This is a genomic window from Methylocella silvestris (assembly GCF_002891535.1).
Lineage (GTDB): Bacteria > Pseudomonadota > Alphaproteobacteria > Rhizobiales > Beijerinckiaceae > Methylocapsa > Methylocapsa silvestris_A.
On sequence record NZ_PDZR01000003.1, the window covers coordinates 1 to 22,929 of the forward strand.

29 protein-coding genes and 1 pseudogene are annotated in these 22,929 nt (G+C 62.3%); 5 read left to right on the forward strand and 25 right to left on the reverse strand.

Annotated features, from left to right (window positions below):
- Nucleotides 1-128, forward strand: a pseudogene (locus tag CR492_RS04590) (IS5 family transposase); the annotation flags it as partial.
- A gap of 182 nt (nt 129-310) precedes the next feature.
- On the opposite strand, the gene CR492_RS04600 reads toward CR492_RS04590, so the two are convergent.
- Nucleotides 311-1,147 (reverse strand): DNA adenine methylase, encoded by an 837-nt coding sequence (locus CR492_RS04600; protein ID WP_102842576.1) that lies wholly within the window; start codon nt 1,145-1,147, stop codon nt 311-313.
- A 100-nt stretch (nt 1,148-1,247) separates the two neighbouring features.
- On the opposite strand from CR492_RS04600, the gene CR492_RS04605 reads away from it, so the two are divergent.
- Entirely contained in the window at nt 1,248-1,808 is a 561-nt protein-coding gene (locus CR492_RS04605; RefSeq protein WP_245411964.1) for a hypothetical protein, read from the forward strand.
- Nucleotides 1,809-1,823: 15 nt separating this feature from the next.
- On the opposite strand, the gene CR492_RS04610 is transcribed toward CR492_RS04605, so the two are convergent.
- Nucleotides 1,824-2,129 (reverse strand): hypothetical protein, encoded by a 306-nt coding sequence (locus CR492_RS04610; RefSeq protein WP_102842577.1) that lies wholly within the window; start codon nt 2,127-2,129, stop codon nt 1,824-1,826.
- 74 nt (nt 2,130-2,203) lie between these two features.
- Between CR492_RS04610 and CR492_RS04615 the strand changes: the two genes are divergently transcribed.
- Together CR492_RS04615 and CR492_RS04620 are read left to right on the forward strand one after the other, a co-directional pair.
- A complete protein-coding gene (locus CR492_RS04615) occupies nt 2,204-2,839 on the forward strand; it encodes an SOS response-associated peptidase (RefSeq protein ID WP_102842578.1) in 636 nt (211 codons plus the stop codon).
- Nucleotides 2,840-3,187: 348 nt separating this feature from the next.
- Nucleotides 3,188-3,520, forward strand: coding sequence for a phasin family protein (locus CR492_RS04620; protein ID WP_102842579.1), 333 nt, complete (start codon nt 3,188-3,190; stop codon nt 3,518-3,520).
- A 281-nt stretch (nt 3,521-3,801) separates the two neighbouring features.
- On the opposite strand, the gene CR492_RS04625 is transcribed toward CR492_RS04620, so the two are convergent.
- The 6 genes from CR492_RS04625 to CR492_RS04650 all read right to left on the reverse strand — a co-directional run bounded on the left by CR492_RS04625 (nt 3,802) and on the right by CR492_RS04650 (nt 7,087).
- Nucleotides 3,802-4,416, reverse strand: coding sequence for a Crp/Fnr family transcriptional regulator (locus CR492_RS04625; protein ID WP_245411965.1), 615 nt, complete (start codon nt 4,414-4,416; stop codon nt 3,802-3,804).
- A gap of 305 nt (nt 4,417-4,721) precedes the next feature.
- Nucleotides 4,722-4,988: a hypothetical protein gene (locus tag CR492_RS04630; protein ID WP_146030166.1), complete on the reverse strand. Its 267-nt coding sequence runs from the start codon at nt 4,986-4,988 to the stop codon at nt 4,722-4,724.
- Nucleotides 4,989-5,057: 69 nt separating this feature from the next.
- Nucleotides 5,058-5,447 (reverse strand): hypothetical protein, encoded by a 390-nt coding sequence (locus CR492_RS04635; RefSeq protein ID WP_102842581.1) that lies wholly within the window; start codon nt 5,445-5,447, stop codon nt 5,058-5,060.
- The gene (locus tag CR492_RS04640; RefSeq protein ID WP_102842582.1) at nt 5,447-5,866 is read right to left on the reverse strand and encodes a hypothetical protein; all 420 of its coding nucleotides are present in this window, start codon (nt 5,864-5,866) and stop codon (nt 5,447-5,449) included. Before CR492_RS04640 ends, CR492_RS04635 begins: the two co-directional genes overlap by 1 nt.
- A gap of 3 nt (nt 5,867-5,869) precedes the next feature.
- Nucleotides 5,870-6,280: a hypothetical protein gene (locus tag CR492_RS04645; RefSeq protein WP_102842583.1), complete on the reverse strand. Its 411-nt coding sequence runs from the start codon at nt 6,278-6,280 to the stop codon at nt 5,870-5,872.
- A 21-nt stretch (nt 6,281-6,301) separates the two neighbouring features.
- Nucleotides 6,302-7,087 carry a glycoside hydrolase family 108 protein gene (locus CR492_RS04650; RefSeq protein ID WP_102842584.1) on the reverse strand — a complete coding sequence of 262 codons (786 nt, stop codon included), beginning with the start codon at nt 7,085-7,087 and terminating at the stop codon, nt 6,302-6,304.
- Between the two features lie 163 nt (nt 7,088-7,250).
- Between CR492_RS04650 and CR492_RS20405 the strand changes: the two genes are divergently transcribed.
- The gene (locus tag CR492_RS20405; protein WP_146030167.1) at nt 7,251-8,111 is read left to right on the forward strand and encodes a hypothetical protein; all 861 of its coding nucleotides are present in this window, start codon (nt 7,251-7,253) and stop codon (nt 8,109-8,111) included.
- Between the two features lie 129 nt (nt 8,112-8,240).
- Here CR492_RS20405 and CR492_RS04655 read toward each other — a convergent pair whose 3' ends face one another.
- From CR492_RS04655 to CR492_RS04730, 17 genes are read right to left on the reverse strand one after another with little or no spacing between them, the layout of a single operon-like run.
- The gene (locus tag CR492_RS04655) at nt 8,241-10,814 is read right to left on the reverse strand and encodes a baseplate megatron protein TIM-barrel domain-containing protein (RefSeq protein WP_102842585.1); all 2,574 of its coding nucleotides are present in this window, start codon (nt 10,812-10,814) and stop codon (nt 8,241-8,243) included.
- 9 nt (nt 10,815-10,823) lie between these two features.
- Nucleotides 10,824-11,417 carry a hypothetical protein gene (locus CR492_RS04660; RefSeq protein ID WP_102842586.1) on the reverse strand — a complete coding sequence of 198 codons (594 nt, stop codon included), beginning with the start codon at nt 11,415-11,417 and terminating at the stop codon, nt 10,824-10,826.
- 9 nt (nt 11,418-11,426) lie between these two features.
- Nucleotides 11,427-13,334 (reverse strand): hypothetical protein, encoded by a 1,908-nt coding sequence (locus tag CR492_RS04665; protein ID WP_102842587.1) that lies wholly within the window; start codon nt 13,332-13,334, stop codon nt 11,427-11,429.
- Entirely contained in the window at nt 13,322-13,708 is a 387-nt protein-coding gene (locus CR492_RS04670) for a DUF6950 family protein (protein WP_146030168.1), read from the reverse strand. Before CR492_RS04670 ends, CR492_RS04665 begins: the two co-directional genes overlap by 13 nt.
- Nucleotides 13,699-14,265, reverse strand: coding sequence for a hypothetical protein (locus CR492_RS04675; RefSeq protein WP_102842589.1), 567 nt, complete (start codon nt 14,263-14,265; stop codon nt 13,699-13,701). Before CR492_RS04675 ends, CR492_RS04670 begins: the two co-directional genes overlap by 10 nt.
- On the reverse strand, nt 14,265-16,229 hold the full coding sequence (locus CR492_RS04680; RefSeq protein WP_102842590.1) for a cell envelope integrity protein TolA: 1,965 nt from the start codon (nt 16,227-16,229) through the stop codon (nt 14,265-14,267). Before CR492_RS04680 ends, CR492_RS04675 begins: the two co-directional genes overlap by 1 nt.
- A 12-nt stretch (nt 16,230-16,241) precedes the next feature.
- Complete coding sequence (locus CR492_RS04685) at nt 16,242-16,604, reverse strand: hypothetical protein (RefSeq protein WP_102842591.1); 363 nt, start codon at nt 16,602-16,604, stop codon at nt 16,242-16,244.
- Nucleotides 16,605-16,631: 27 nt separating this feature from the next.
- Nucleotides 16,632-16,766, reverse strand: a complete 135-nt coding sequence (locus CR492_RS21335) for a hypothetical protein (protein ID WP_280951517.1) — start codon at nt 16,764-16,766, stop codon at nt 16,632-16,634.
- Nucleotides 16,763-17,188 (reverse strand): gene transfer agent family protein, encoded by a 426-nt coding sequence (locus tag CR492_RS04690; RefSeq protein WP_180982422.1) that lies wholly within the window; start codon nt 17,186-17,188, stop codon nt 16,763-16,765. Before CR492_RS04690 ends, CR492_RS21335 begins: the two co-directional genes overlap by 4 nt.
- A complete protein-coding gene (locus tag CR492_RS04695) occupies nt 17,185-17,634 on the reverse strand; it encodes a phage tail tube protein (RefSeq protein WP_102842593.1) in 450 nt (149 codons plus the stop codon). The genes CR492_RS04690 and CR492_RS04695 overlap by 4 nt, the downstream gene beginning before the upstream one ends.
- Nucleotides 17,635-17,644: 10 nt before the next feature.
- Nucleotides 17,645-18,085, reverse strand: coding sequence for a DUF3168 domain-containing protein (locus CR492_RS04700; protein ID WP_102842594.1), 441 nt, complete (start codon nt 18,083-18,085; stop codon nt 17,645-17,647).
- Entirely contained in the window at nt 18,082-18,627 is a 546-nt protein-coding gene (locus CR492_RS04705; protein ID WP_102842595.1) for an HK97 gp10 family phage protein, read from the reverse strand. The genes CR492_RS04700 and CR492_RS04705 overlap by 4 nt, the downstream gene beginning before the upstream one ends.
- 1 nt (nt 18,628) lies before the next feature.
- Entirely contained in the window at nt 18,629-18,952 is a 324-nt protein-coding gene (locus CR492_RS04710) for a phage head completion protein (protein WP_102842596.1), read from the reverse strand.
- On the reverse strand, nt 18,952-19,584 hold the full coding sequence (locus tag CR492_RS04715) for a head-tail connector protein (RefSeq protein ID WP_102842597.1): 633 nt from the start codon (nt 19,582-19,584) through the stop codon (nt 18,952-18,954). The genes CR492_RS04710 and CR492_RS04715 overlap by 1 nt, the downstream gene beginning before the upstream one ends.
- Complete coding sequence (locus CR492_RS04720) at nt 19,581-21,062, reverse strand: SGNH/GDSL hydrolase family protein (RefSeq protein WP_102842598.1); 1,482 nt, start codon at nt 21,060-21,062, stop codon at nt 19,581-19,583. The genes CR492_RS04715 and CR492_RS04720 overlap by 4 nt, the downstream gene beginning before the upstream one ends.
- Before the next feature lie 10 nt (nt 21,063-21,072).
- Nucleotides 21,073-21,612 (reverse strand): hypothetical protein, encoded by a 540-nt coding sequence (locus tag CR492_RS04725; RefSeq protein ID WP_102842599.1) that lies wholly within the window; start codon nt 21,610-21,612, stop codon nt 21,073-21,075.
- Nucleotides 21,613-21,645: 33 nt separating this feature from the next.
- Nucleotides 21,646-22,914, reverse strand: a complete 1,269-nt coding sequence (locus tag CR492_RS04730; protein ID WP_245411966.1) for a phage major capsid protein — start codon at nt 22,912-22,914, stop codon at nt 21,646-21,648.
- Nucleotides 22,915-22,929 lie beyond the last annotated feature (15 nt).

Below are 22,929 nucleotides of genomic sequence, written 5' to 3' on the forward strand. Positions count from 1 at the left end.
GCTTCAACAAACTGAAAAACTGGCGCCGCTTGGCGACCCGCTACGACAAGACCGCCGAAAGCTACCGCGGCTTCGTCCTCATCGCCGCCGTCCGACTATGGATGAGGGTATTTGTCAACAGGACCTAGTTCAATTGAACTATTTAGGTGACATCAATCATCGCGCAGCCGCTTGATTTAATGGTGCTGCGAGACAGGATTGAACTGTCGACCTCTCCATTACCAATGGGGTTATTTAAAACGTGTATGTACTGGAAATATAACCATTATTCGGGCAAGAAATTTTTTGCGTGTCAGAAATCTGACGCAACTCAATCAAAATCGAAGGCAGACTGTCGTCGCGTTCGGATCTTTGAGACGATTAGCTCTGACGCCTTCTTTGCATCTCCCTCAGCCGCCGTATAAGTGACGCCGATCGCCTCCTGGTCGAAGGCCGCGAAGATCGCGCGCGTTTCCGGCGCGTCATTGATGGAGAGAATGAAGCCGCCGGCGATCGCCGCGAGCTGATCGGCGAGGCGGCGGAAATCGGCTTTCGTGAAGGCGTCCGCACCGTAAAAATCCTCGGTCCCGAAATAGGGCGGATCGAGATAGAACAGCGTCTCCGGCCGGTCATAGCGCGTAATGAAATCGCCATAGGGCAGGTTTTCGATCACGACGCCGGCGAGGCGCTCGCTAAGCGCCGTCAGGATCTCCCCCAGCTTCGTCACGTCGAATCGGCCGCTAACGCCCGGCGAGACGCCAAAGGAGCGCCCGGCGACCTTGCCGCCGAAGGCCGTGCGCTGGAGATAGAGGAACCGGGCCGCGCGCTCGAGGTCGGTCAGGGTGCGGACATCGGTCGCGATCAGACGCTCGAACTCCCGCCGGCTGGTCAGCTGGAATTTCAGCATATCCATGAACGGCGCATAATGGCGCTGCAGGATTCGAAAGAAGGTCGCGACGTCGCCGGAAAGATCATTGATGACCTCGGCCGCCGGAGCGAGCCGCCTGCGCAGGAAGACGCCGCCCATGCCGACGAAGGGCTCGGCATAAGTCTTGTGCGGCGCCGATTCGATCCGGGCGACGAGCGCGGCGGCGAGCTGCTTCTTGCCGCCGATATAGGCGGCCGCCGGCCGCGTCGGCTCGACGCGGCGAAAATCCGAAAAATCCATAATTTGGAAACCTGCGCGCGGGCATGGTCGCCGCGCGTGATTCGTCACGCCGGCGGCAAGCCTATTCGCAGTTGTGAAGGCTTCGCGGACTCGCTTTGCCGTGGAGACCGCGTTCGAAAGGCGCGTCAACGCCTTAGATGCCGTCGTCAACGGCTCTCTTGCTGCGACGACAAGGGGGGATCATTTGGGGAGTCCAATCAGGCAACGAGGTATCGTCTACCTAGGGCTCCTGGCCGTGCAGACTGCAGCAGCCACATTCATGGTCTGGGTCGCCTTTCCGCTTTTTCAGCAGGTGATCGCGCGACCGGGCGAATTGCAGGAAGCCGGCCTGCGCGACCAGGTCGCGATCATATCCGCCACGCTCGTCCTGCATTGCGCCTACTGGTCGAGGTATCGCTGGATCGCCGTACAAGCGCCTATTCACAGCGCCTTTGTCGGCCATGTCATCCAGTTTGCCGGCCGGGCAAGCTTCTTCTTCGGCGGCGCGGTGTTCTCGGCAATCTTTTTCAGGCATTTGCCCGAACTCGATGCGCTTCCAGCCCCGGGGCAGGCCGCAATCAAGGGCCTCATCTTGATGTGGGGCTTATTCTCGCTGTTCTGCTATTCGCTTGAGCTTGACCGACTCGGGAAGGCGATTGAGCAAGCGCGGGCAGCGAAGTGACCTTAGAGGCCGCCGTCAGGCTACTTTCTTGCCGCCGTCGACGACGCGCAGGCGGCGGCGCTGGCCTTCGGTCGGCAGGTCCGGCGGCGGCGGCGGCCAGTCGAGATCGACAAAAAAGGCGCCGCAGCGATGCGCGAAGGGCCGGCGCGGGTTGATCAGCTTGCAGTCGCCGACGAGCTGGCGCAGCAGATCGTCCATGCGGCAGTTCGCGCCATATTTGTCGGCGAGCCGGGCCAGCCGATAGCTGCCCTCCCGGCTGCATTTATGGCAGGCGAGGCGCACCCTCACATAGGGATAAGAGGCCAGCGTGTCCTCGTTCATGATGAGAACATAAACGGAACAAAAGACCCGGCGCAAGCCTTGACGGACGGCCGCCGAACCGCTCTGCTCGGGCTATGTGCAACCTCTATTCGATCACACGCGGCCAGGAAGCGATGCGGCGTCTCTTCCGGATCGGCCGCGACCTGACGGGCAATCTGGCTCCGATGCCCGGCGTCTTTCCCGATACGATGGCGCCCATTGTCCGGATCGCCCCCGATGGCGAGCGCGAGCTGACGATGATGCGCTGGGGCTTTCCGCCGCCGCCGAACCTCGGCAAGGTTCCGGTGACCAACGTGCGCAACACCGCCTCGCCCTATTGGCGCGCCTGGCTCAAGGCCGAATGGCGCTGCCTCGTGCCGGCGACGTCATTTTGCGAATGGACCGACAGCCGGCCGAAAGTCACGCATTGGTTTGCCCTCGACGAAAGCCGCCCGGTGTTCTGCTTTGCGGGGATCTGGCGGCTTTGGACCGGCGAGCGAAAAGGAGAGACGCGCGAGCATCGGCTGTTCTCGTTTCTGACGACGGAGGCCAATGACATCGTGCGGCCGATCCACGCCAAGGCGATGCCGGTCCTGTTGACGACGCCCGAGGAATGGGACGCCTGGCTGTCCGCGCCGGTGGCGGAGGCGCTGGCGCTGCAGCGGCCTTTGCCGAATGACTCGCTGAGAATCGTGGCGAAGGGCGAGAAAAGCGATAGCGACCTGGCTTGAAAAACTCATGCAACGCCAAGCGCCGGCAGAGACATGCCAGAGCGAGTTTTTCTGGGTCGAACCCTGCAACTAATGCTTAAGAAGCATGCGAGCCCACCTGCTTTTCTAGAGCCTAAGCTTAAATAGAATATATCAATCTGCCTCGCCGCGATTATTATAACCTTGACGTGCCTATATCAAATTCCTATATACAATCTATCGTTGAAATAAAAACGCACAATATACGATATACATACGCTAAATAAGCACAAAATATTACAACATAAGCGCACTTAATACTGCGCTTTAACGAACAGTGCTGCGTCTGCAGTCGTAATGTGTTCATAGAAAAACAACAATGGAGCTTAAATGTCTGATACTTTTGATAATACAATCAAAGCTGTACAAAATAAACTTGCAACGGTTGGCGCCCCAAATGTCATCTTAAATGAGAGCGTCCTCGCGATAGTCGCCGAAGTGACGGACTATTCGAAAAAGTCACTGGACGATCGTCGTGATTTCATCGGGAGCCTGTTCGAAGCCAAGTCGCTCAACAGTGTCTTTCAGATCCAGTCCGAATATGCCAAGACGGTTCTTGAGCGATCCCTCGCCGAGGCAATGAAGATTGGAGCGCTCTATTCCAATGTCGCCAAGGCGGCCTCGAGGCCAATTGAAGGGGCGATGCTCAAGCCCAAGGAATGAAGCAATCGGCTTCCCGTTCTCTTTCTGACAACGGAGGCGAACGACGCCATAGGGCCGATCCACGCCAAGGCATGCCGGTGCTGCTGACGACGCCCGAGCTGTGGGACGCTTGGCAGTCGGCGACGTCACCCGAAAGCGAAGGCCATTCGGGGGCGTTGCCCCCAGCGAGCTGATTTTAACGTCGGGGCGACGCAATTTGTCAGCGGAGAAAATCCCCTTCGTGGAAAATTTTTTCCTGATCGCCCCGAGGAGGTTGTAGAAGCTTTGCGGCAACTAGCCGCCTAGTGGGGTTTCCAGCCGGTCAGCCGGTGATAATGCGCATTTATCGCCGCGTAGCATTCGCAGCAGATCTCGCTTAGGCCGTCGCGATCGACGATATGAATTCGGCCGCGCCGATAGCTGATCAAGCCGGCCTCTCGTAGCGAGCGCGCAAGTGGCGTGACACTGCTTCGCTGAACCGCAAGGATCTGCGACAAGGCCTGTTGTGTCAAAGGCAAATGGTCGCTGTGCAGCAAATCACGCGTTTGCAGAAGCCATCGGCTGAGGCGCTCCTCAATCGTGTGTACGGCGTTGCAGGCCGCGACCTGCTGGATTTGCGCAACCATGATTTGCTGATATCCGGCGAGGGCTTCGCGAAGCGATTCACTTTGCTTGACCAGATGCTCCAGCGCTGCTGCGTCGCCGACAAGGCCGGCGCCCGACACCTGCGCAATGGCATGATGGATGGCGGTGGGGCCATCCAGTAACGCCCCGACGCCGATCACGCTATTTCTGCCGAACATGGCAACTTTGATGAATTGGCCGGAGCCAAGCTCGACAACGATCGAAACGACGCCGCTTTCCGGGAAATAGATTCGGCTGATCGTTTCCGCGGCGCTGAACAGGGCGGCGCCCATGGGAAGCTCCATCGGCCGCAGGTGCCGCGCAAATAACGCGCTGTCCTCACCCGAAAGCGAGGACAAAAAATGATTGCGAGAACGAGCAAGGGTTAGCACGGCTGCACCCAGCGACAATTATAGTAAAGCTTAGCAGTCGCAATTTCTCTTGTCCGTCGTGATCCCGACGCACGGGTCTAATAATCTGTGCCGATCCCGGAGTTTCTTTCCCAATACGCGATGATGAACGCTTCGAGGTCGCGAATGATTTCCCAATCTCGGTTGCAAATCCTGATGCTCGGCAACCGAGCGGTCGCAGGCTTGTTTCAAATCCCGAAGCCGCGCTGCGTCCGCGCGGCGGCGAGTTCCTTCGTAAGCGCTTCGACCTTGCCTTCCAGCGCCTCGATCTCCTCTTTTAGCTCCTTGATCTGCCGTGCCTGCGCGTCGATCAACAACTTCAACTGATCGTTGACCAGCGCCGCGAGCGGCGATTTGCGGCTGAGGATCGCGACGATGACGGCGCCGATGAGCGTGAGCCCCGCGCCGATCGACCCATCGCCGACTCGGCCAAGAATGTCCTGCGGATCGCTCAATGCCATCATCCGTCCAATCTGTAAGCTGGGTTTCGGGGCCGCGCGGGATGGCGCGGCCCCGGATGATGATCAGGCCGAAGGCGCGGCGGGCGTGGCGGCGGCGGCGGCCGCGGCGGGAACGACGGCGATGGCGGCCGCCGCTTTGGTCTGGATCGCCGTCAGGCTGTCGAGCATCGAGGTTTTGAACACGCCGATGTCGGCGACGATGGCGTCGAGCGCGGTCGCGTCGCTCGCGGAAGCCTCGAGGCCGGTGATCGCCGCGGCGACCTGCGCGGTGAGGGCCTGGACCTCGGTCGCGATGGCGGATTTGGCGTCGGCGAAAACGGCGGCGACGTCGGAAGCGGTAGCCATATTATCCATCCTTTGATTGAGGGCGGTGAGCCCGGTTTTGAGGTCTGCGACCTCGGAAAGGAGCACCTGCGCAGCGCGCAGCAGCTCCAAAAGCAGGTCTTTGGACATCACGCGCCTTTCCGACCGAGCCAGGCCGCCGTCGCCGAAATGATCGGCATGGCCGGCGCGACGATGAAAAAGGAAAGCGCGATCTGCATTTCGGCGCCGGCGTATTGACCGGGCAGCGCCGGAACAGCCCAGCCGAAGCGGAACGTCGAATCGAGAAAGACGGCGGACCAATGGAGCGCCGCCGGCAGTCCGAAGGCGAACACCATGATGCGGGCGCCCATCCATGAATTCGCCGAAGCGCGCAGCCTCGCGATCTCGATTTCCGCGTTGAGATGCGCCTGATAGGCGGCGGCGTCGATCCCGGCGGCTGTCTTGAAGCCGTCGAGGCTGACGTCCTCGCGCTTGCCGAGATAGCCGATCAGAGGGCCGGCAATGCCTGACACGATGCTCTGGATCGCGCCGAGGATCATGGAGAGCATCGCTCAGCCCTCCTTATCTTGCTTCGGCTTCGGCTCGATTTCGGCCGCCTTGGCGAGGCCGAGGATGTGCGTCACCGTCATCGCCAGCATGATCGCGCCGGAGATTTTCAGCGCGACCTCCGGAGCGAAGAAGGCCGAGAAGTCGACAAGATGCAGGCTTTCCAGCGCGCCGGGCGCGATATGGGCCAGCCCGTCGAGCAGCTGCGGCAGCGCGGCGACGCCAATTCCGGCGACGCCCAGAATCCACGTCTTGAGGCCGAGCACGCGCAGCTTGATCCGCGCCCAGCCGGCGAGCGCGTAATCGTCGAGCTCATCGATGATCCCCGTCGTCAGCCGAAATTGCTTCAGCTTCGGCCGGATGATCGAAAAATAGACGGCGAGCGTCGCCGCCGAAAACAGCGCGAACCAGAACATGGGATGGCTCCGAGATAGGGATCAGGATTTGACGGGCGTCTTTGCGACGGCCTGCGCGGCAGCGGCGGCGCGCGTCGCCTCGGTCGCGGCGGTTTGCTGCGCAAGATCGGCCGCGGCCTTGGCGAGCTCGTCCGCGCGCTGGCGCTGCCGCCAGGCGGCATAGGCGGCGACGCCGGCGGCGGCGAGGATCACCACGATGATCGCAACAGTGAGCCAGGCATGGCCGCCCGCGACATGCGCGCCGGCCGCGCTGGCGGGCACGGCGGCGGCTCCGCCCTTGGCGAGTTTGGCTTTCGCCTTGGCCTTCGATGCGGCGGCGTAAGCGCTCGGCTGGATCGGCAGGCCCGCCATCTTCAGGCTCGCTGCCTCGATCCGCGCGACGCGCGCGCCCCAGCCCTTGCCAAAAGCCGCCGAGGTCGAAAGCCCATGCAGAAACGAAAGCCGCAGATCTGCGATTTTCCCGATCGTGTCGCCGGTTGAGCCGCCGATCGCCTTGCGGAGGATCGCCATGGCCCGGGCCGGCCCGGAATTGACCGCGAGATCAAAGGCCGAGAGATCGACGCCGTCGGCGAGCGTCTCGGCGCCGACCATATCCCAATAGCCCGATCGATAGAGCGTCTGCAGCTCCGTCTCGCTCATCAGCCGAACGTCCCGCTTCGGGAGCCCGGCGCTCTTGCGAAACTGATCGTAGCGGGCCTGCGTCACGCCCTTGTAGGTCGATCCGCCGGGATCGCGCGGGTCGTTGGAATAGCCGCCTTCCTCGCGTAGGGTGTAGGGTAGGCAAGTGAGGAATTTTCCATTGGCCATGGTGAGCTCCGGGCATAAAAAAAGCCGCCCGGCCAGGGCGGCGGAATAGGTTGTGGGGCCACTTAAATCTGAACGCAGTCATCGATACTGGCTGACCAGCGCTACTCGGTGTGATTAACAGCCAAGAGCTTAGCGTTTTAGAAAAATGAGGCAACGAAACAGAATGAGTAACGCGGTAGAAATGTTACAATCATTGTGCGCGACAATATTCGCTTTTACTCAAACTCAGTATTGGCAGACTCTCAAGGATTTCTTTAACTCAAATTTCATTACTGCTGTCTGCGGCTCTCTTGCCGGAGCATATTTTGGCGCTACGGCCGCCCAGAAAATAGCCGAAAATAGTAAAACCAAAGATGACCTAGCAAAAGAGATCCGTGTAACCAATACATCGATCATGCTATCAGTTAACATTTGCGAAAGCGTAATAGGATTGAAAAGACAGCATTTCAAGGTGCTCAAGCACCAGTATGATGAAGAAAGAGGCCGGGTGTTAATGGAACAGCAAGAAACAAACAGAACTCTTATTGAGTGTAGCGCAAATCTTTCCAGTCTTCCTTGCCTTCTACTTCCATTTACAGTTCTTCGACCTCTTATCTTCGAGCAACTGACATTGCATGGGCGACCAATCGCAATGTTAAACGGCCTTGAGCAATCGGCAGATTCGCTAAATGTTTCTCTCGCAAACCGAAACAGTCTGATTGAGAAATTCAAGTCTGACCCCCCAGTTGATCCCTTATTTGTGGCCAAATACTTTGGGATCCCGATGCAGAACCGAACATATAACGAATATTTTGATATAATGAATTCGATCGAAGGTCAGATTGACGACTCAATATTTTTTGGAATGCAGCTGTATAATGCGCTTAATGAACACGGAAATACTTTGAAAACAAGATTTGAAAAATCATTTGGAAAAAGTCATTTTAATATTATTAGCGCGGATTTTTCTCACTTGGTGAGTGAGGGTGTTATTCCTAACGACGATAACTATCGCCAATGGTTTGATAATTTCGGTAAAGCCTAGATTAGATTTGTCCCATGAGACGCTTTTAGTTGTAGCCGGGTGCTGCAGCTTGCGATATCCAATTCTCGGCTCGTGACAACGGTATATCGCATTGAAAAAAGGCTGCTCGCGTAGTCGCTGATGAACACATTAAAACGCCTCGATCAACCCAATCTCCGGATGCGCAATCACATTGGCCTCGAGATCGAGCTTGCCCTCGCTGTCGCTGGTAAAGCGCATCGTCGTGACCGGGTTGACGAATTCGCACGCAACGCCGGCCGCGATCGCGCCACGCAGCCAGGGCAGAATGTTGACGGCATAGGCTCCGGCGCCGAGCGGCGTTGATTGCTGGATCTCATAGAGCCGGCCGGCGATCGAAAAGCGCATGCCGGCGGTGATTGCACCGCGGCCGCCGACCGTGAGCGTCAGGGCCGTGGCGTTGAGCGCCGCCGCCGCGGCCGTGACGCCTGTTGTGTTCTGGCGGTTTGATTCAAACGCCGGGATCAGCGCCGTCCCGTAGCGCCCGTTCATTCCCGCGACAAAGCCGCGCCAGGCGAGGATTTGCTTTGCGCTCATTGCCGGCAGCGCGATTTTGCCTTCCCAGCGCGCCGCAGGCGAGGTGACGATCATCTCGGCGCCGGAGATCGCCTGACCGCCGGACCGCGAGGAATTGTTGACGTTGAGCAGCACGCGCGCCGGGCGCAGATCGGCCGGCCAAGAAAGAGGGTAAGCCATCGGCACTCCTGTGGTCAATTTTCCTTCGAGCCAGAAGCCGGTCGGCCAGTTGCTCGAATCGCCCCATATGTCAGTGCTCAGAGACGAGAAGGTGGGATAGGGCCGCGCGTCCCAGTTCCACACCGAGCAAAAGGCTGCTTCAACCATGGCGACGCCGGCCGCCTCGTCATTGTGGCCGTCGACGAACCAATATTCGTAAATCGCCTCAAGCCCGATCGCGCGGATGCTCGGATCGGTGACCGGCACATAGGAAGCGATATCGTCGCGGTCGCCGATCGAGGCCCAGCGCGACCAATAGGCCGTGGCGCTGCCGCTCGATTTGACGTCGTAAAAGACATTCGGCTGATTGGTCGAACGGTCGATCGTCGCGAAGCCATATTCCGTAAATGTGGTCGACTTCGACCGCGCGGCCCATGTCGTCGGCGGCCCATGCGCGACCCAGCCCGCGCCGTCGCCGGCGTCATAGACCGCGTGATGCGGATTGCTCCACCACCAGCGCAGCTGCTTGTTGGCGAGGATCTCTTGACCGGCATAATAGCGTTGGCGCGTTTGCGTCAGGCGGTCGCCGGAGGGCAGCGAGACGGTATGGCCGGAGCCGTCCGGGTAGACGCCGGGCGCAGCATTGTCGCTGTCATAGTAAAACCAGTTGAATTTCTCGCCGCCCTCGATGTTCGCCTTGAGATAATCCTTGCGGTAGATCGACGGCGTTCCCGCGAGCCCGAAGCCGATCGAAGCCGGATCCTCGACGGGCCAGGCGGACGCTGCCCCGGCGCTCCAGTTGCGCGCGTCGAGCCCGCCGTCGCCCTGCGCCCAATCGCTGAGCGGCAGATAATTGTCGAAGCAGACGAGGTCGATATTCGCCCGGCTCCAGAGCTGGTCGAGGTGCGGCGTCTGGCCATTGGCGTCCGCATGCTGATAGCCCATCCACGTCGACCAGTCGGCGGCGTAGGAGACAAGGTTGTGCAGGCCAGCGAGGTCTTTCGTCAGGCCGGCGGCGTCGAACACGCCGCGGACGTCGTCGGCGAGCTTTCCCATCGCCGTGACGAAGGGATAATCCCAAACCGGATTGGCGCCGGCCGAGACCGTGACCGCGCTCGATGCGAGGCCGTAGTCGGCGCTGTCGACGATGGTCGCGCTGGCGAGGCCGAAATCCAGCGCGCCGATCGGCGCATCGGAGGCGAGGCCATAATCGCCGATGATCCCCATTTTCGACCAGGCCGGCCCGCGCAGCGTCTCGATCCCGCGCAGCTCGGAGCCGAGCAGGAACAGATCGACGCCGCCCGCGAGCACGCACAAATTGGCGTAATGCAGGATCATGCGCCGGTAGGTCCAATCCGTCGCCGCGCCGGAATAATTGACCGTCGAATTGACCGCGTCGCGGGAAAACTGCCCCGCCGAGGCCGAGCCGAGGAAGGCGGCGACGGCGCTCGCCGCCGCGCTGGAAACATCCGATCCCGAATAGGTGATGAGGCCGCGCCATGGAAAGCTGCCCGGAATGTCGCCGAGCAGGAACGGATAGAACACCGTGCGCAGACCGCGCGATTTCAGATATTGGATGCAGCGGACAAGCGAGCCGTCCGAAGGCGTGCCGCCGTAATTATAGGACGCGCCGTTCTTGGACAGCGGGATCAGGCCGGACGAGGCCTCGGTCAGGCCGGAGCAGCGCCAGTGATCGGCGACATAGGCTGCGCCGTTCCAATATTGGAAATCGCCGCCGATGTAGGTTGTCGACGGATAGATATTGGTTGAGCCGGCCGACGTCGAATTGAAGAACCAGGCGACGACGAGCGCGACGGTCGTGCATTCGGGATGCTGGTCGATCAGATGATCGATCGCCAGCTCCATGTCGGTCCGATGCGCGGCTTGCCCTGCATAAATATTGATGTCGCTCAGCACGCGCTCGGTCGCGCGCCGGCCGCGATGGGCGATCGTGTCGTAGGTAAACTCACCCGTCGAGGGGAGAAGGTTGACGCCCGGGATATAGCCCACTGCCGTGCCCTATGACGTCGGCGCGCTGATCAGAATGTAGTGGATCGCGAAATGCACCACGCCGCCGGTGAAACTCGCCGCGGCCGTGTCGCCGGCGTTGCGGCCGGTCAGGGTGATGGTCGAATTGGCGTACCAGGCGGTCGGGCCGATCACGCCCTTATTGTTCGAGCCGAGCGCCGCGCCGAGGCCGGTTCCGAACTGACCCGCCGTCGTGCCTGCGCTGCCGCCGGACGCCGTCGTCGCATCGACGCGAAAACTGCCGGCGCCGGTGATCGCCGTCGCGACATAGGTCGAGACGCCGAGGACGAGCGCGCCGTTCGGAATTTGCACTGTGGAAACGCTGGTCGCGCCCGCGCAGGCGATCGACCCTTCGAGGCAGCCGACTTCCACCTTCGCGCCATAGGACGCGCCCTTGGCGGCGATCATCAGCGCCGAGAGCGGCGAGACTTCGGAGAGTTTCGCGACCGGAAAGCCGCCGGCCGTCGCGCCGTCATGAACCTGCAGGCGCTTGTTGGTCGTGTCGAACAGCAACTCGCCGAGAGCGCCGACAAAGGTCGACAGAAAGCTCGCCGCCTCACGGCGGAGTTGGACTTGAACGCTCATGATGATCCTTTAGGAAGCGAGGCCGAGGTCGATCGACGCGATCGAGGCGACCGAGGCGAGGCCGAAGTCGTCGGAAATCGTGGCCGCCGCGCTGGCGAGGCCGTAATCCTGATTTGCGCCTTCCGATAGCGCCAGCGCTACCGGACCGAGACTTCCGCCCGGCGTCGTGATGCTGACCGGGGGGCAAAATGTCCCGATGTTGGATGCCGAGGCCTTGAACGCCGCCTGCACCTGACAGGCCGTCTCGGAGGCGATAATGCCGGAGTTCGCCGACCAGACGCCATCTGGCGACATGTCGGCCCAGGTCACGCCGCCGTCGAGACTGATCTGAAACAGCGCGCCGAAGGACGCGTCATCGGGCGCCGTGACGCTCGCCCCGATCTCGAAAGCAATGAGGTTCGAGCCCAGCTGCAGTTGGACGATGTGGAGCGCCAGCCCCGTCGGGACCGGGATGGTAAAACCGTCCTCCGCATCCGTCGCCGGCGGCGGGCTCCAATATTCCTCCGACGTGGTCCATTCATAGGCGTCGGAATTCAGCGACGCGAGCGTCATCGAACAGCTTTTCAGATCGCCGGCGATCTCGAATTTCTGCACGTAAAATGTGGCGTCGATGCCGAGGTCGTCGAGCTTGCAGCGGATGATGCGCTCGCCCAACGCATTGAGCCCGGCCATGCTGGTCGTGAGCGTCAGCAACCATTGCGGATTGCCCTTGTGCATGGCGATCTTGGCGAGCCGGCGCGCCTGCATATAGGAGGCGCACATCGTCCCGTCGAAATCCTGCGGGATGATTTGCCCCGACTCCGTCTGCGCCGCCGTATCGTTCCAGGCGCCGCCCTCCTGCACCTGATAATCATTGTTCTTCGCCGTGTAGCGAATGCGCAGCTGATTGAAGGCGCTAAGTTTGTCGCGGCCGGTCTGGACCTCATAGCCGAGGATCATGTCGTCTGTGATGGTGACGGTCGGGTCTTCCCAAACGCCGCCGCGAATGCCGATCGTCCCGTCCGGCAGCGGATAAATCTCGCCGTCGCAGGACGCCAGCAAGCGGCGCAGCACGTCGCTCGGCTGCTCATCCAGCGTGTAGGTCATCCAGACGCGATAGCGCTGCTCATGGCCGCCGGTCTCCTGCGTATTGGCGACGAGGATATCGCACATGGTCGCGAAGGCCATGAAGCTCGCGTCATTGATGCGCGAGGCCGGAATGTTGAAGCCGCGCGAAGACGTCAGATAATCGCGGATGCACAGCCCCGGATTGTCCGACCATTCTGTTGCGCCGCTGCGCGGATCATAAACCAGCGAGAGCCGCGCGACCACGCGCAGCGCCGGGACGCCGTTCTGGTAGGTTTTCGTGAAATTGGTTTCGGCGTTATTCGGCAAATAGCAGCGCATCACCGCATTGGCGAGGCCCTGATTTTGATGCGTCCCATCCCACCAATAATGATCGATATGATCGAAAGCCGGGTTGCGCGACTGGCCGACCGCGCCGATTTGCAGATCGACCATGACATAATTGGTCCAGCTCCATCCGGCGAAGCAGAAATTCGAGCCCTCCGTGTAGATGATTTTCTTGTCGGCGAGCCAGACTTCCTCATAGGCGTCGATCGGCCCCTCGCAGAAGATAAAGCCCTGCGCCAGCGTCCGCGTCGCGCCCATATAAAACATTGCGCCGCCCATCTTCGCCCGGCCATAGCCGCGCACGCGCGCCGTGATCGCCTGGCGCACCGTGATCTGCTGGTTTGACGTCGCCTTGCGCTTTTCGAGCGAGCGCAGAAGAAGATTGGCGCCCATCGTCGCGCCAAGCGAGACGCCATAGGCGGCGATGCTCGCAAATGAGACGATCGTCCCGCCGATCGCAATCCCGCCGGAGACGCCGGCGGCGACGAGAGCGGGCGCAATAACCATCGGCATCAGATCGACCATGCTCCGATGACCCGGAACGGCGATGCGCCGATGCCTTCGGGCGTTTTGCAGATCCAGCCGCGCCCGCCGCGGATCGCCGCCGTCGCGCCGGCCGTCGCCTCGACGACGCCGATATCGCCCGGGCGCGGCGTATCGGTCGGCGCAAGGCCGTGCGCCTGCATCCGCAGCGACATGAGGCGGACGAGGCCGCCGGACATGACAAGGGCGCGCCGCGCGCCGCGCTCATCGCTATAGGCGCCGCGCCAGCCATTGGCGACGTCGAACCCATGCACGGCCTTGATCCAGTCGGCGACAAAGAGGCAGCAATCGCATTCGCCCCAGCGAAACGGGCGCGCGGCGGCGGCGCGGAGATAATCTTCGAGCGTCACAGCCACGGCCAGCCCGTCGTCACATTTTGCATCGCCGACATGTAGTCGAGGCCGGCGTCGGACGGATAAAGCCCGCGCTGGCTCGACGAACTGAGGTAGCCCCAGGGCGCGACGCCGCGCCGCGTGAACAAAGTTTCCGACGTCAGCTCGACAATGCGCTGCGTCGGACTGTCCGCCTTGACTTTCATGACGTCCATCAACCCGAGATAGATCGCATAGGGGCAATCGAGCGGCTGCATCGCGGAATCGAAAAACTGCAAATACACCGTGACGTTGCGGCCCTTGACGTTGCCGGAATTGGCCAGCGCCTCGGCGATCAGCGAGGGATCGACGCCGGACAGGCTGAACGTGACTTGCGGCGCGACGTCGCCGATCGCGCTTTCGATGTTCGAGATCGAGCCGAGCTCGCCGATTCCCGACCAGGTCTCGCCGCCGGCGGCAAGATCGCCGAGGCCAGACCAGACGCGCACCGTCTGATCGGCGAACTCAAACGCGACAAGCAAGGCCGCCTGGACGATCTGGCCGCTGACATAGGCGGCGACCGTATTGACGAAAAAGGCCATCAGGCGTAGCGCCCATGCGCTGCGGCCACCCGCGTCGGCAGCGAGCGATTGAGCTGGGCGTCATAGGATTTCAGCGCGGCGACGATCTGATCCGAGACGCCCGCCTGCGCGCCGCGCGCGTCGATATGAAAGCTGCGGCGATTGTCGACGGCGGCGCCGCCCCGGCTCCCGCCGGCATTCAGCGCGGCGTTGATCTGTTTCATCGGCGTCACCGTCGCCGGGCCGTTGATAATCTCCGCGCCCGCCTCGCCGGCGATGCCCCAGCCGCCGGCCGGAATCGTCCCGCCGGCGGCGTGGAAGCCCGAAAACCCCTTGACGATCTGCCCGAAAATCCCGCCGACCGAATCGGCTCCCTTGGCGTCAGGCGAGGCCGCCGTGCCGAACAGGCTGGCGAGCGGCCCTTCGCCGAGGATCAGCGCCTTGAGCGAGGCCTGTTCCAACGATTGCACGACGCCCTTCAGCACGTCCTGCAATTTCGCGCCGGGCTCGATTGCCTTTTCGATCGCGCTTTCCAGCGACTGCCCGAAAAATTCGGCCGTCGCCTTGGCGTTTTCCTGCGCCCTGGCGTAATCGTCGATCTGCTTTTTGGCGTCGACATAGGCGTCGGCGAGCTGCTTGACCTTTTCCGCCTCCGCGGCGGTCAGGGGCGTCCCGCGAATCTTTGCCGCCTCCTGCGCCTTGGCAAGATCGACCGCCTCTTCTCTGGCCTTGTTGCCGAGGCCGAGCGTCTTTGCCTCCGCTTCCTCGGCCGCCGTCTGTTTCTTGAGGCTGTTGATGTAGGTTTCGACCTGATCGGTCTTTTCCGCCGGCGCTGCGAGTTTGGCCGGCGTCAGGCTCGGCAAGGCTTTCGACCGGTCGCCGCGCACCGTGATCGCCGGAAGCGAGGCCGGCTGATCGGGGCCGAAAACTTCGGTCCCGATGGAGCCGCCCTTTTCGATGAGGTCCATGAGCTGGCCGCTGGTCAGCCCGCCTTGTGCGCCAAACAGTCCGTTGCCGACGCGCGGACCAAGGCTCATGCTCGGCATGAGACTGCCGATCTTGCTCATCCAGTCCCACGCCGTGCCGAGCACGCCGACGATATCGGCCCATGCCGATTTCAATTGGATGACGTCGCCCAGAATTCCTTGCTGCCAGGCCGCAATATCGCGCAGGAAGGGCTCCGAGGCTTTGGACAGCCGATCATTGATGTCGTCGAGTTCGGCCTTCATCCGCGTCGCGTTGGCGATTTCCGCCTGCGGAATAATGCGCTCGCCGCCGGCCGTTTGCAGGCCGTCGAGCGCGGTTCGCATCTGCCCGATCATGTCGACGCCGTTGCGGAGCTGCGCCTCGAACTGGTCGCCGAAAAAAGTCTTGCCGAGATCGAAGGCGGCGAGCTGATCGCCCTTTTGCCGCAGCTGTTCGATCAACCCGAGCACGATTCGGATGCGGGCTTCCTGATCCCCGGCGCCATTGTAGGACGAGAGCGCCGAGGAGCCGAGATTGCCGGCGAGGACGTTCTGCTTGATCCGGTCGGCGCCGGGGCTTGACGACGTGCCGCCCTTGTCGCCGATGGTTTGGGTCGCCGCCGCGCGGGCGCGATCGAGCATCCCGACCAGCGTCGACGTCTCGACATTCAGCGCCTTGGCCTGGCCCGTCCAGCTTTGAAAAAAGGAAGCGCTCACGCCGGCGCCTTGCGAATCGGTTCCGATTTTCACCAGTCGCGCCAGACTGGCTTCGGCTTCCGTCGCGGCCGAGTTGAGCAGGTTGATCGACCCCCGGATAGCCTCAAAGCCAATAAAGCCGATCACGCCGACGGCGATTTTGCCCGAGAAGGAATTGAGAAAATCGAGCTGCTTTTTTGCCTCGATCGCCTTGTCGGCGATCGACAGCAGATTCACGGCGGCGTTCTTGGCGAACTCCGTCAGGCCACGTTGCGCCTGGCTGAGATCGGTCGAGAATTTGAGGACGAGCGGTTGGCCAGCCATGGGAGCCTCGTCTTAATCCGCCTTGGGCAGCGTATAGGCCTGCACGGTGACAGTCGTCACGGCCGAATAGGACACCTGCACCTGACCGTTGGCGCCGATGTAGTCGGCCGGGAATGGGCCCAAATAGGCGTCGCCCGCCGCCGCGATGGCGCTGCTCAGCGCCGGGACTGCAATCGAGCCGAGGCCGGGAACCTTTTCGGTCGCCGTCTGCGCCAGGATCGTCACCGTGATCGGCGAAGCCGAACCGTTCTTGACGTGCAAAAAGGTGCGCTGATCCGACGTCGACGGGAAGGAGTCGCCGGTAAGCGTCGCGGCGGCATAGGCGACGCTGGGCAGGCCAGCGCCAATGATCGTTTTGGGGGTGAGGACAGCCATGGGATTTTCCTTTCGAAGGTGTGGAGATCAGGCGCGGCCCTGGGCCATCGCGTCCGCGAGATCGCGATAAAAATCTTCGTCGGACGGGGCTTCGCCCTCATCCTTCGCGCCGTGGAATCGCGCGAAGCCGCGCGCGACGGCCTCGAATTCCGCAAGCGTCATGTCGTCGATTTGTCGGGGGCTGAATCCTGCGGCGCCGCCGAACTCATAGAAGGGGCTGAGGTCTCCGGGACGCCGCTCTGATCCGTCCCGTCCGGTTTTTTTGGGCGCACGCCCTCGAACATGGCTTTGATGATGGCCAGCGCGAGATCGAAATAGTCGTTGACCGGCCGCGCATCGATCGAAAAGCGAACGATCGCCTCGGCCTCCGGCTCGGGCGTCCCGCCGCCGATCAGGCCGAGCCGGATCGTCTCGCGAAGATCGTCGACCCTGAATTCGAGCATCGCCATGCGCCGCCAGATCGCGCCGATCCCCGCATTGCAAAGCCGCTCTAGCTCGCGCATCTCGCCGAGCCGGAGCTGGAAGCGATAATCGCGACCGCCGAGCGTGCGATAGACCGCCGTCGAGAGCGCCTCCTCACTCATGGATTGGCCGTCCATGTCGGATAGTCGCCCTGGCCGCGCAGCGTGCCGGAAAAGGTCACGAGGCCGTTCTCGTTGCTCTCGACCTTGAGCGTCTCGGGATAGGCCTGCCCCTGCCAATTTCCGCCGCCCTGCGCGCCGGAAAGGTTGATCCCGAGTTGATAGTTGTTCTTCTGGATCTGGACCTGATCCTGATAGAGCGATTGGAAGCGCGACGCATCCGCCTTGCCGGAAAAGCTGATCGACCAGTTTTTGCTTTTCGGCGTCGAGACGCGAACCGGCAACGCGCTGATCGAATCGCAGTCCTGCAGCTCCGCGTCGTCGAAATTATTGGTCATGTCGAGACCGCGCGTCGTCACGGTGCAAAGGAAAATGAAGTTTTCCGGCGAAGCGCCGTCGCCGCGCGCCAGCGTATATTTATATCCGGGGATCAGACTGGGGACAGCCATGGCTCAAACCTCACTGGAAAGGCGTGTTGCGGTAGATCGTGCATGTAAAATCGCAATAGGCGAGCCGCGGGCTCAAAGGATCGATGACGTCGCCGCTCTCGACGGCGCGCAAGGCCGACGCCATGGTGAAACCATTGGCGAGCGTCAGCGTCTTTTGATCCAGCGCCGCGTCGACGGCGTCGGCGAGGGCCCACACCGACTGCCGATCGAAATCCGTCGTCGCGCAATAGATCCGGACACGCGGCGCCCAGGCGCGGAGACATTCGTCTTCGCTGCGCGGCGCCGAGACCGGTCCGATATAGATCCACGGCGCCAGCGCATCGTCCGGCATGCCGCGCTTGTCGCCCGGCACGACGTCAAAAACCTTGGCGCCGACGATCGCCGCGACGCCGGCGTCGGCCTTCAACGCCGCGCGCAGGGCGATGACAAATTCCCCGATCGCGCTGCTCATTGCCAGCCGTCTTCCTGCGCCGATTGCGCAATGACGTCATCCATGGCGAGGCCGCGCTTTTGCAGGGCTTCCTCCGCGGAATTGAAGAAAAACGGCTGCGGCTCTACCTGCGTCTGGCCCTTCGTTGGCCGCGCGCGCGGCGCGCCGGCGCCGGAAAAGAAGGCGTCATCGGCGACAGCGGGAGCGGCGGCGCGGCGGGCGGCGGTCAGATGACCGAATTCGACGAAGCGCGCATAGTCGGCCCCCGGCTTTCCGCTGGCCTTCTCATGCACAGCCGAGGCGCGGAACTCGAAACCCTCATCCGTGACTTCGCCTGTGATGCCGTTGAGCAGGAGGCCCGTATCGACCGGGACGCGCGACCGCGCGAGGCTCACCATATCATCGAGCGCGTCATGATCGACCTTGGCTGATTTGGCGGCCATCTTTCGCGCGATCTTGGCGAGCGCCTGCACAACATCGGGCCAGCCGACGACGCCGGTTTTTTCATAGCTGTGATAAAGGCCATAGCCTTGCCAGGCGATGGTGAAAATCGGCAAGCTCATCTCAGTTTCCGATGCTTAGGCCGCAGGCGATTTCGATGTATCCGCCGCGACGTTCGGGCAGGCCGACGCTGCGGATGGCGTAATTGCGCCCGCCGATGTTGAGGCGATCTTCCGAGGTGATGGCGAGCGTCTGCGCCGTGATCGACACGCGCACAACAATGTCGATCTGATCTTCCGGCAGCCCCGCCTCGACCAGCTCTCGCCCTGTCGTCTGGCGCAGCGAGCCCATCAGTGTCTGCGCCTTGGCGAAAGCGCCGCGCACGGAATTGGCGTCGGTCGATCGCCGCATCACGTCGATCAGGACCGGGTTCGGGCCGTAGCGCATCAGAAGTTCGGCGTGCGGTTGGACGACAGGATGCGCTCGACGGCCGGATTGACGCCAGCATTGCCGGGGTTCATGGCGTCGCGATTTTCATAACCGTCTTGCGTCAGCAATAAGATGACGCGGATAATCTGCGCCGGCACGTCCGACGCCGCGCCATAGCCGGTCGTAAACGTGACGCGCCAGGCCGCATCGTCGACATCGGCGGTCGGCCATGTCGCGCCCGCCGCCGGCTTGACGCTCATGCGCGAGCGAGCAAGCCAGCGCCAGGCGTAGAGCGTCGGGCTAAGCGTCTGCCAGGAGCCGGAAACGAGGGCCTGCACCGATGGCGCGACATTCTGGATCGGTCCGCCCTCGATCGTGAAGCCGCCGCAGCTGTCGAGCCCGGAGGCCGTCATGGTCCATTGCTGCGTCAGCAGCCCGCGGCCGAGGACATCCTCGACCTCCTGCGTCGCGGCGGCGAGATAGAGCGCGATGGTCGCGTCCTCGGCCGTGTAGGCGTCGGCCGAGGCCGCGTCATAGCAGCCGCCGGCGCGCAGATGCAGCTTGGCGAGCTGCAGCGTGACGGGCGATCCCGCGCGCGCCGCCGGCGGCAGATAGGCGACGACCCTGCGGCGCTGCGGAAAGATGATCATCGGCCGGCGATCGCCGACCCGATGGCCGCCGCGTAGCGCAGGCCAAGATATTGATGGCCGATCGTCGGCGGATGCGCGCCGGAATTATCCCAGTAATAGTCCCGGTTGCCGTCGCCGATCGGCGCGGCCGAATTGCCGGTTCCGGTGATCCACGGCCCGTTGGGGTCGGTGATGATCGGGATGAAAATGATATTCGGATCATTCAGGCTGGCGATATAGGCGGCCTGCGCCGTCTCCCACGTGACGGCCGTCGCGACTGCGGAGCTCATCAGCACGCCGGTGACGAAAATGGGAATGGTCGCGGAATAGGCCCGCGCCTGCGCGATGCAGGACGCAAGACCCGGCTGGGCAAGACTAAAAGCGGACGCCTGGTCATTGACGCCGGCGGCCAGCGAAATCACATCTGGATTATAGTTGACCACATCGAACATATGCTCCTGCAACCGGTAATTGACGCCGCCGTTGTTGGCGTAATAGCCGGTGCCGCCGATGCCCGCCGCGCGATAATCGGATATGCCGAGATAATCGGCCATGACTTCGCTATAGCCGTCGCCGACCACGACGCCATTGCCGGAGGATTGCGTCAGACTGTCGCCCATCTGGATCCAGCGCAAATTGTCTCTGGACGGCGGCGCCCAGATCGTCTCGGTCGGTCCGACCCACGCGCCATAGAACGTCGTGGCGGTGATCATCTCGATCTCGATCTGTCGCACTTCCCGGCCGCCCACAGCGGTAAGGTCAACGAGCGAGTAGGACGGTGTCGTTCCGGACGGGGCGTAGGCCGCCAGGGAGACGTAGCGGCCGTTCACGATCAGCCGGTAGGTGCCGGTAACGCCGAGTACGAATTTCGGCGAGTCGGTCATGAATTTCACGCGGGGCGCGAGCGCCTGCAATGGCGGATTATTGCCGGCGTTGCCATTGCCCGTCGACCAGGTCGTGGCTGAAGGCAGGTTGAGATAGACGCTGGCGTTGATGTGGGGCCAGCCGCCGGCGCAATAATAGACCGGATTGGCGTTTCCGCCGACGATGGCGGCAAAGAGCTTGCTATAGCCTGCCGCCACAACAGCGGCCTGATTGGCGAAGAGGCTCGCCGTGGTCGTCACGGTCGGCGGGTTTGTCATGAGCTGCGGCAGGCCCGTCGCCGGGTCGATGAAATGAGGATTGGCGGCGCCCGTCGCCGCGCGATCGGCGAGCCGGCGCAGCGTTCCATAGATATCCGCCGAGCCGCCCGACGACGGCTCCGCATAGATTTCCGTAAGCGTGCTCGACGCCGCAATCGCATAGATGCTGGCCGACGCCCGCAACGTCAGGACGTCGCCCGCCGGCGCATAATCGCCCGTGCTTGTGCCGGAAGTAATGCTGGCGTCCGGAGGCGCGCTCGCCGCCAGCACGCGCGCAGGCCCGCCGATGGCGCGGATGTTGAGCGGCCCGCGGCCGAGGCTGACCCAGCTCTGCGGGTTGAGGACGTGGATCGCCATGGACCGCCCCTTATTGTTGCGCGGCCGCCGGGGCCGCAGTCGTCGTCGTGGCGGCGGGCGTGGCGGCAGCCTTCAGCGTCTCGATCTGCGCCAGCGCGTCGGCGAGCTGCTTGCCGAGCTCGTCGGCCTGCGTCTTGAAGTCGTCGCGCTCCTTGCTGACGGCGGCGAGATCGGTTGCGGTTTTCACCGCCGCATCGGAAGCTGCCTTCTGTGCGGCGGACAGGGCCGCCTGCGCATCATCGGCGGCTTTCTTTGTCAGCACCTTGTCCGCGATGGCGCCGGCCTTCTCAGCCTTCGCATTTGCAAGCTGGCCTTCGAGATCCGACTTGGCCTTGGCGAGGCCGTCGCGGGCGCCGGTTGCGTCCGCGAGCTGCGCCGTCAGCGTCTCGATTTGAGCCGCCGCCACCTCGCCGTCCGGCGCGGGCGTGGAGAGGCCTGCCTCCTGCCACGCTTGCGCAATGGCCTCGTCGAGATCGATGATGTCGCCGGGCGCGTAGGAATAATTGTCGCCGGCGATCGACGAAATGATTTTGACTTTGACTGTGGCCACTCCGGCCTCCCTTCAATTTGGAGAGTTGGCCGATCAGGTCGCCGAATTGGCGAGATAGGCCAGCGACGCATTGGAGGCGTCGATGAGGCGGCCGTCCGCGCGCGCCCAGCCCAAAAATCCGATCTGGCCCTTTGAGGTGTAGGCGCTGTCCGTGAAGCGCAGGATCTGCACTTCCATGACGTCGCGGATCATATATTTCGAGAAATCGCCGAACAGGACCGGCTTGGCGTTGGCCGCCATGTTCGGCATGTCCTGATTGATGACGAGGCGCTTGCCGTTGAGCGTGTCGAACCCGCCGTCGCCCGCGAAGGCCTCGACCGTCGACTGCGGCAGCCAAAGGGGACGATTGGAGGTGTCCTTGAGCTTCTTGACCGCCTTGAAGGTCGAATCATTCATCATGTAGGAGCAGTTCGGCGAGACGCGGTAGGCGGGATCGACGGCGTGATAGAGGTCCATCAGCCCGTCGAAGGTGATCGACGTCGTGTTGCCGGCGGCGAGCGTCACGCCCAACGCCGCCGCCGTCAACGCGCCCTGCGGCTGGCTCGTCCCGGTGCCGATCGTGAAATAAGTATTCTGGCCGCGGGCGATGCGGATTGCGATGGCGCCGAGGACGAAGGACTCGACGTCGACCGAACTGTCCTGCAGCACCTCGAACGAGACCGGGATGATCTTGCTCGAAAATTTATAGGCGTTGATGGTGACCTGGCCGAAGGTGGCGTCGCCCGTCGACGCCGCGACATTCTCGGCGACCAGCTCGCCGGCGTTGGCGGTTTCATCCGTCGTCGCCCAGGCGATCGGATAGCCGCCCGAGGTCGCCATGATCGTCGCCACATCGCGCATGCCGCCGAAATATTTGAGCTTCTGCAAAAGGTTCGGCATGAGGATGGTCGGGACGAGATAGCCGCCCGCCGTATTGGTTCCTTCGGCGATGTTGCGGATGCCGCGGCCATTGGCGTCGGCCGGCAGCACCAGGGCGCGCTCTTCCGGCGACAACACGCTCGGGCCGTTGCGGAGGAGCTTGACGAAGGCCTTGCGCGCCGCGACGATCTGATGCGCGTTTTCATCGGTCGAGCGGCCGTTCTCATCGCCAAGATTATGGGCGCGCTCTTCGAGATCGTCGGACATGGCGACGCTGCGCTCGATGCGGCTGATCTGGCCGTCGAGGACAGTCACCTCGGCATAAAGCCCATCGACCTCGATTTCGACTTCCTTCGTATATTTCGTCACCGCGGGATCGAGAAGGTTACGGATTTTTTTGGCAATGGCGGCGCGGGCTTCCCGCAAGGCCTGTAGGGATTTCATGATGCTTTCCTTCCG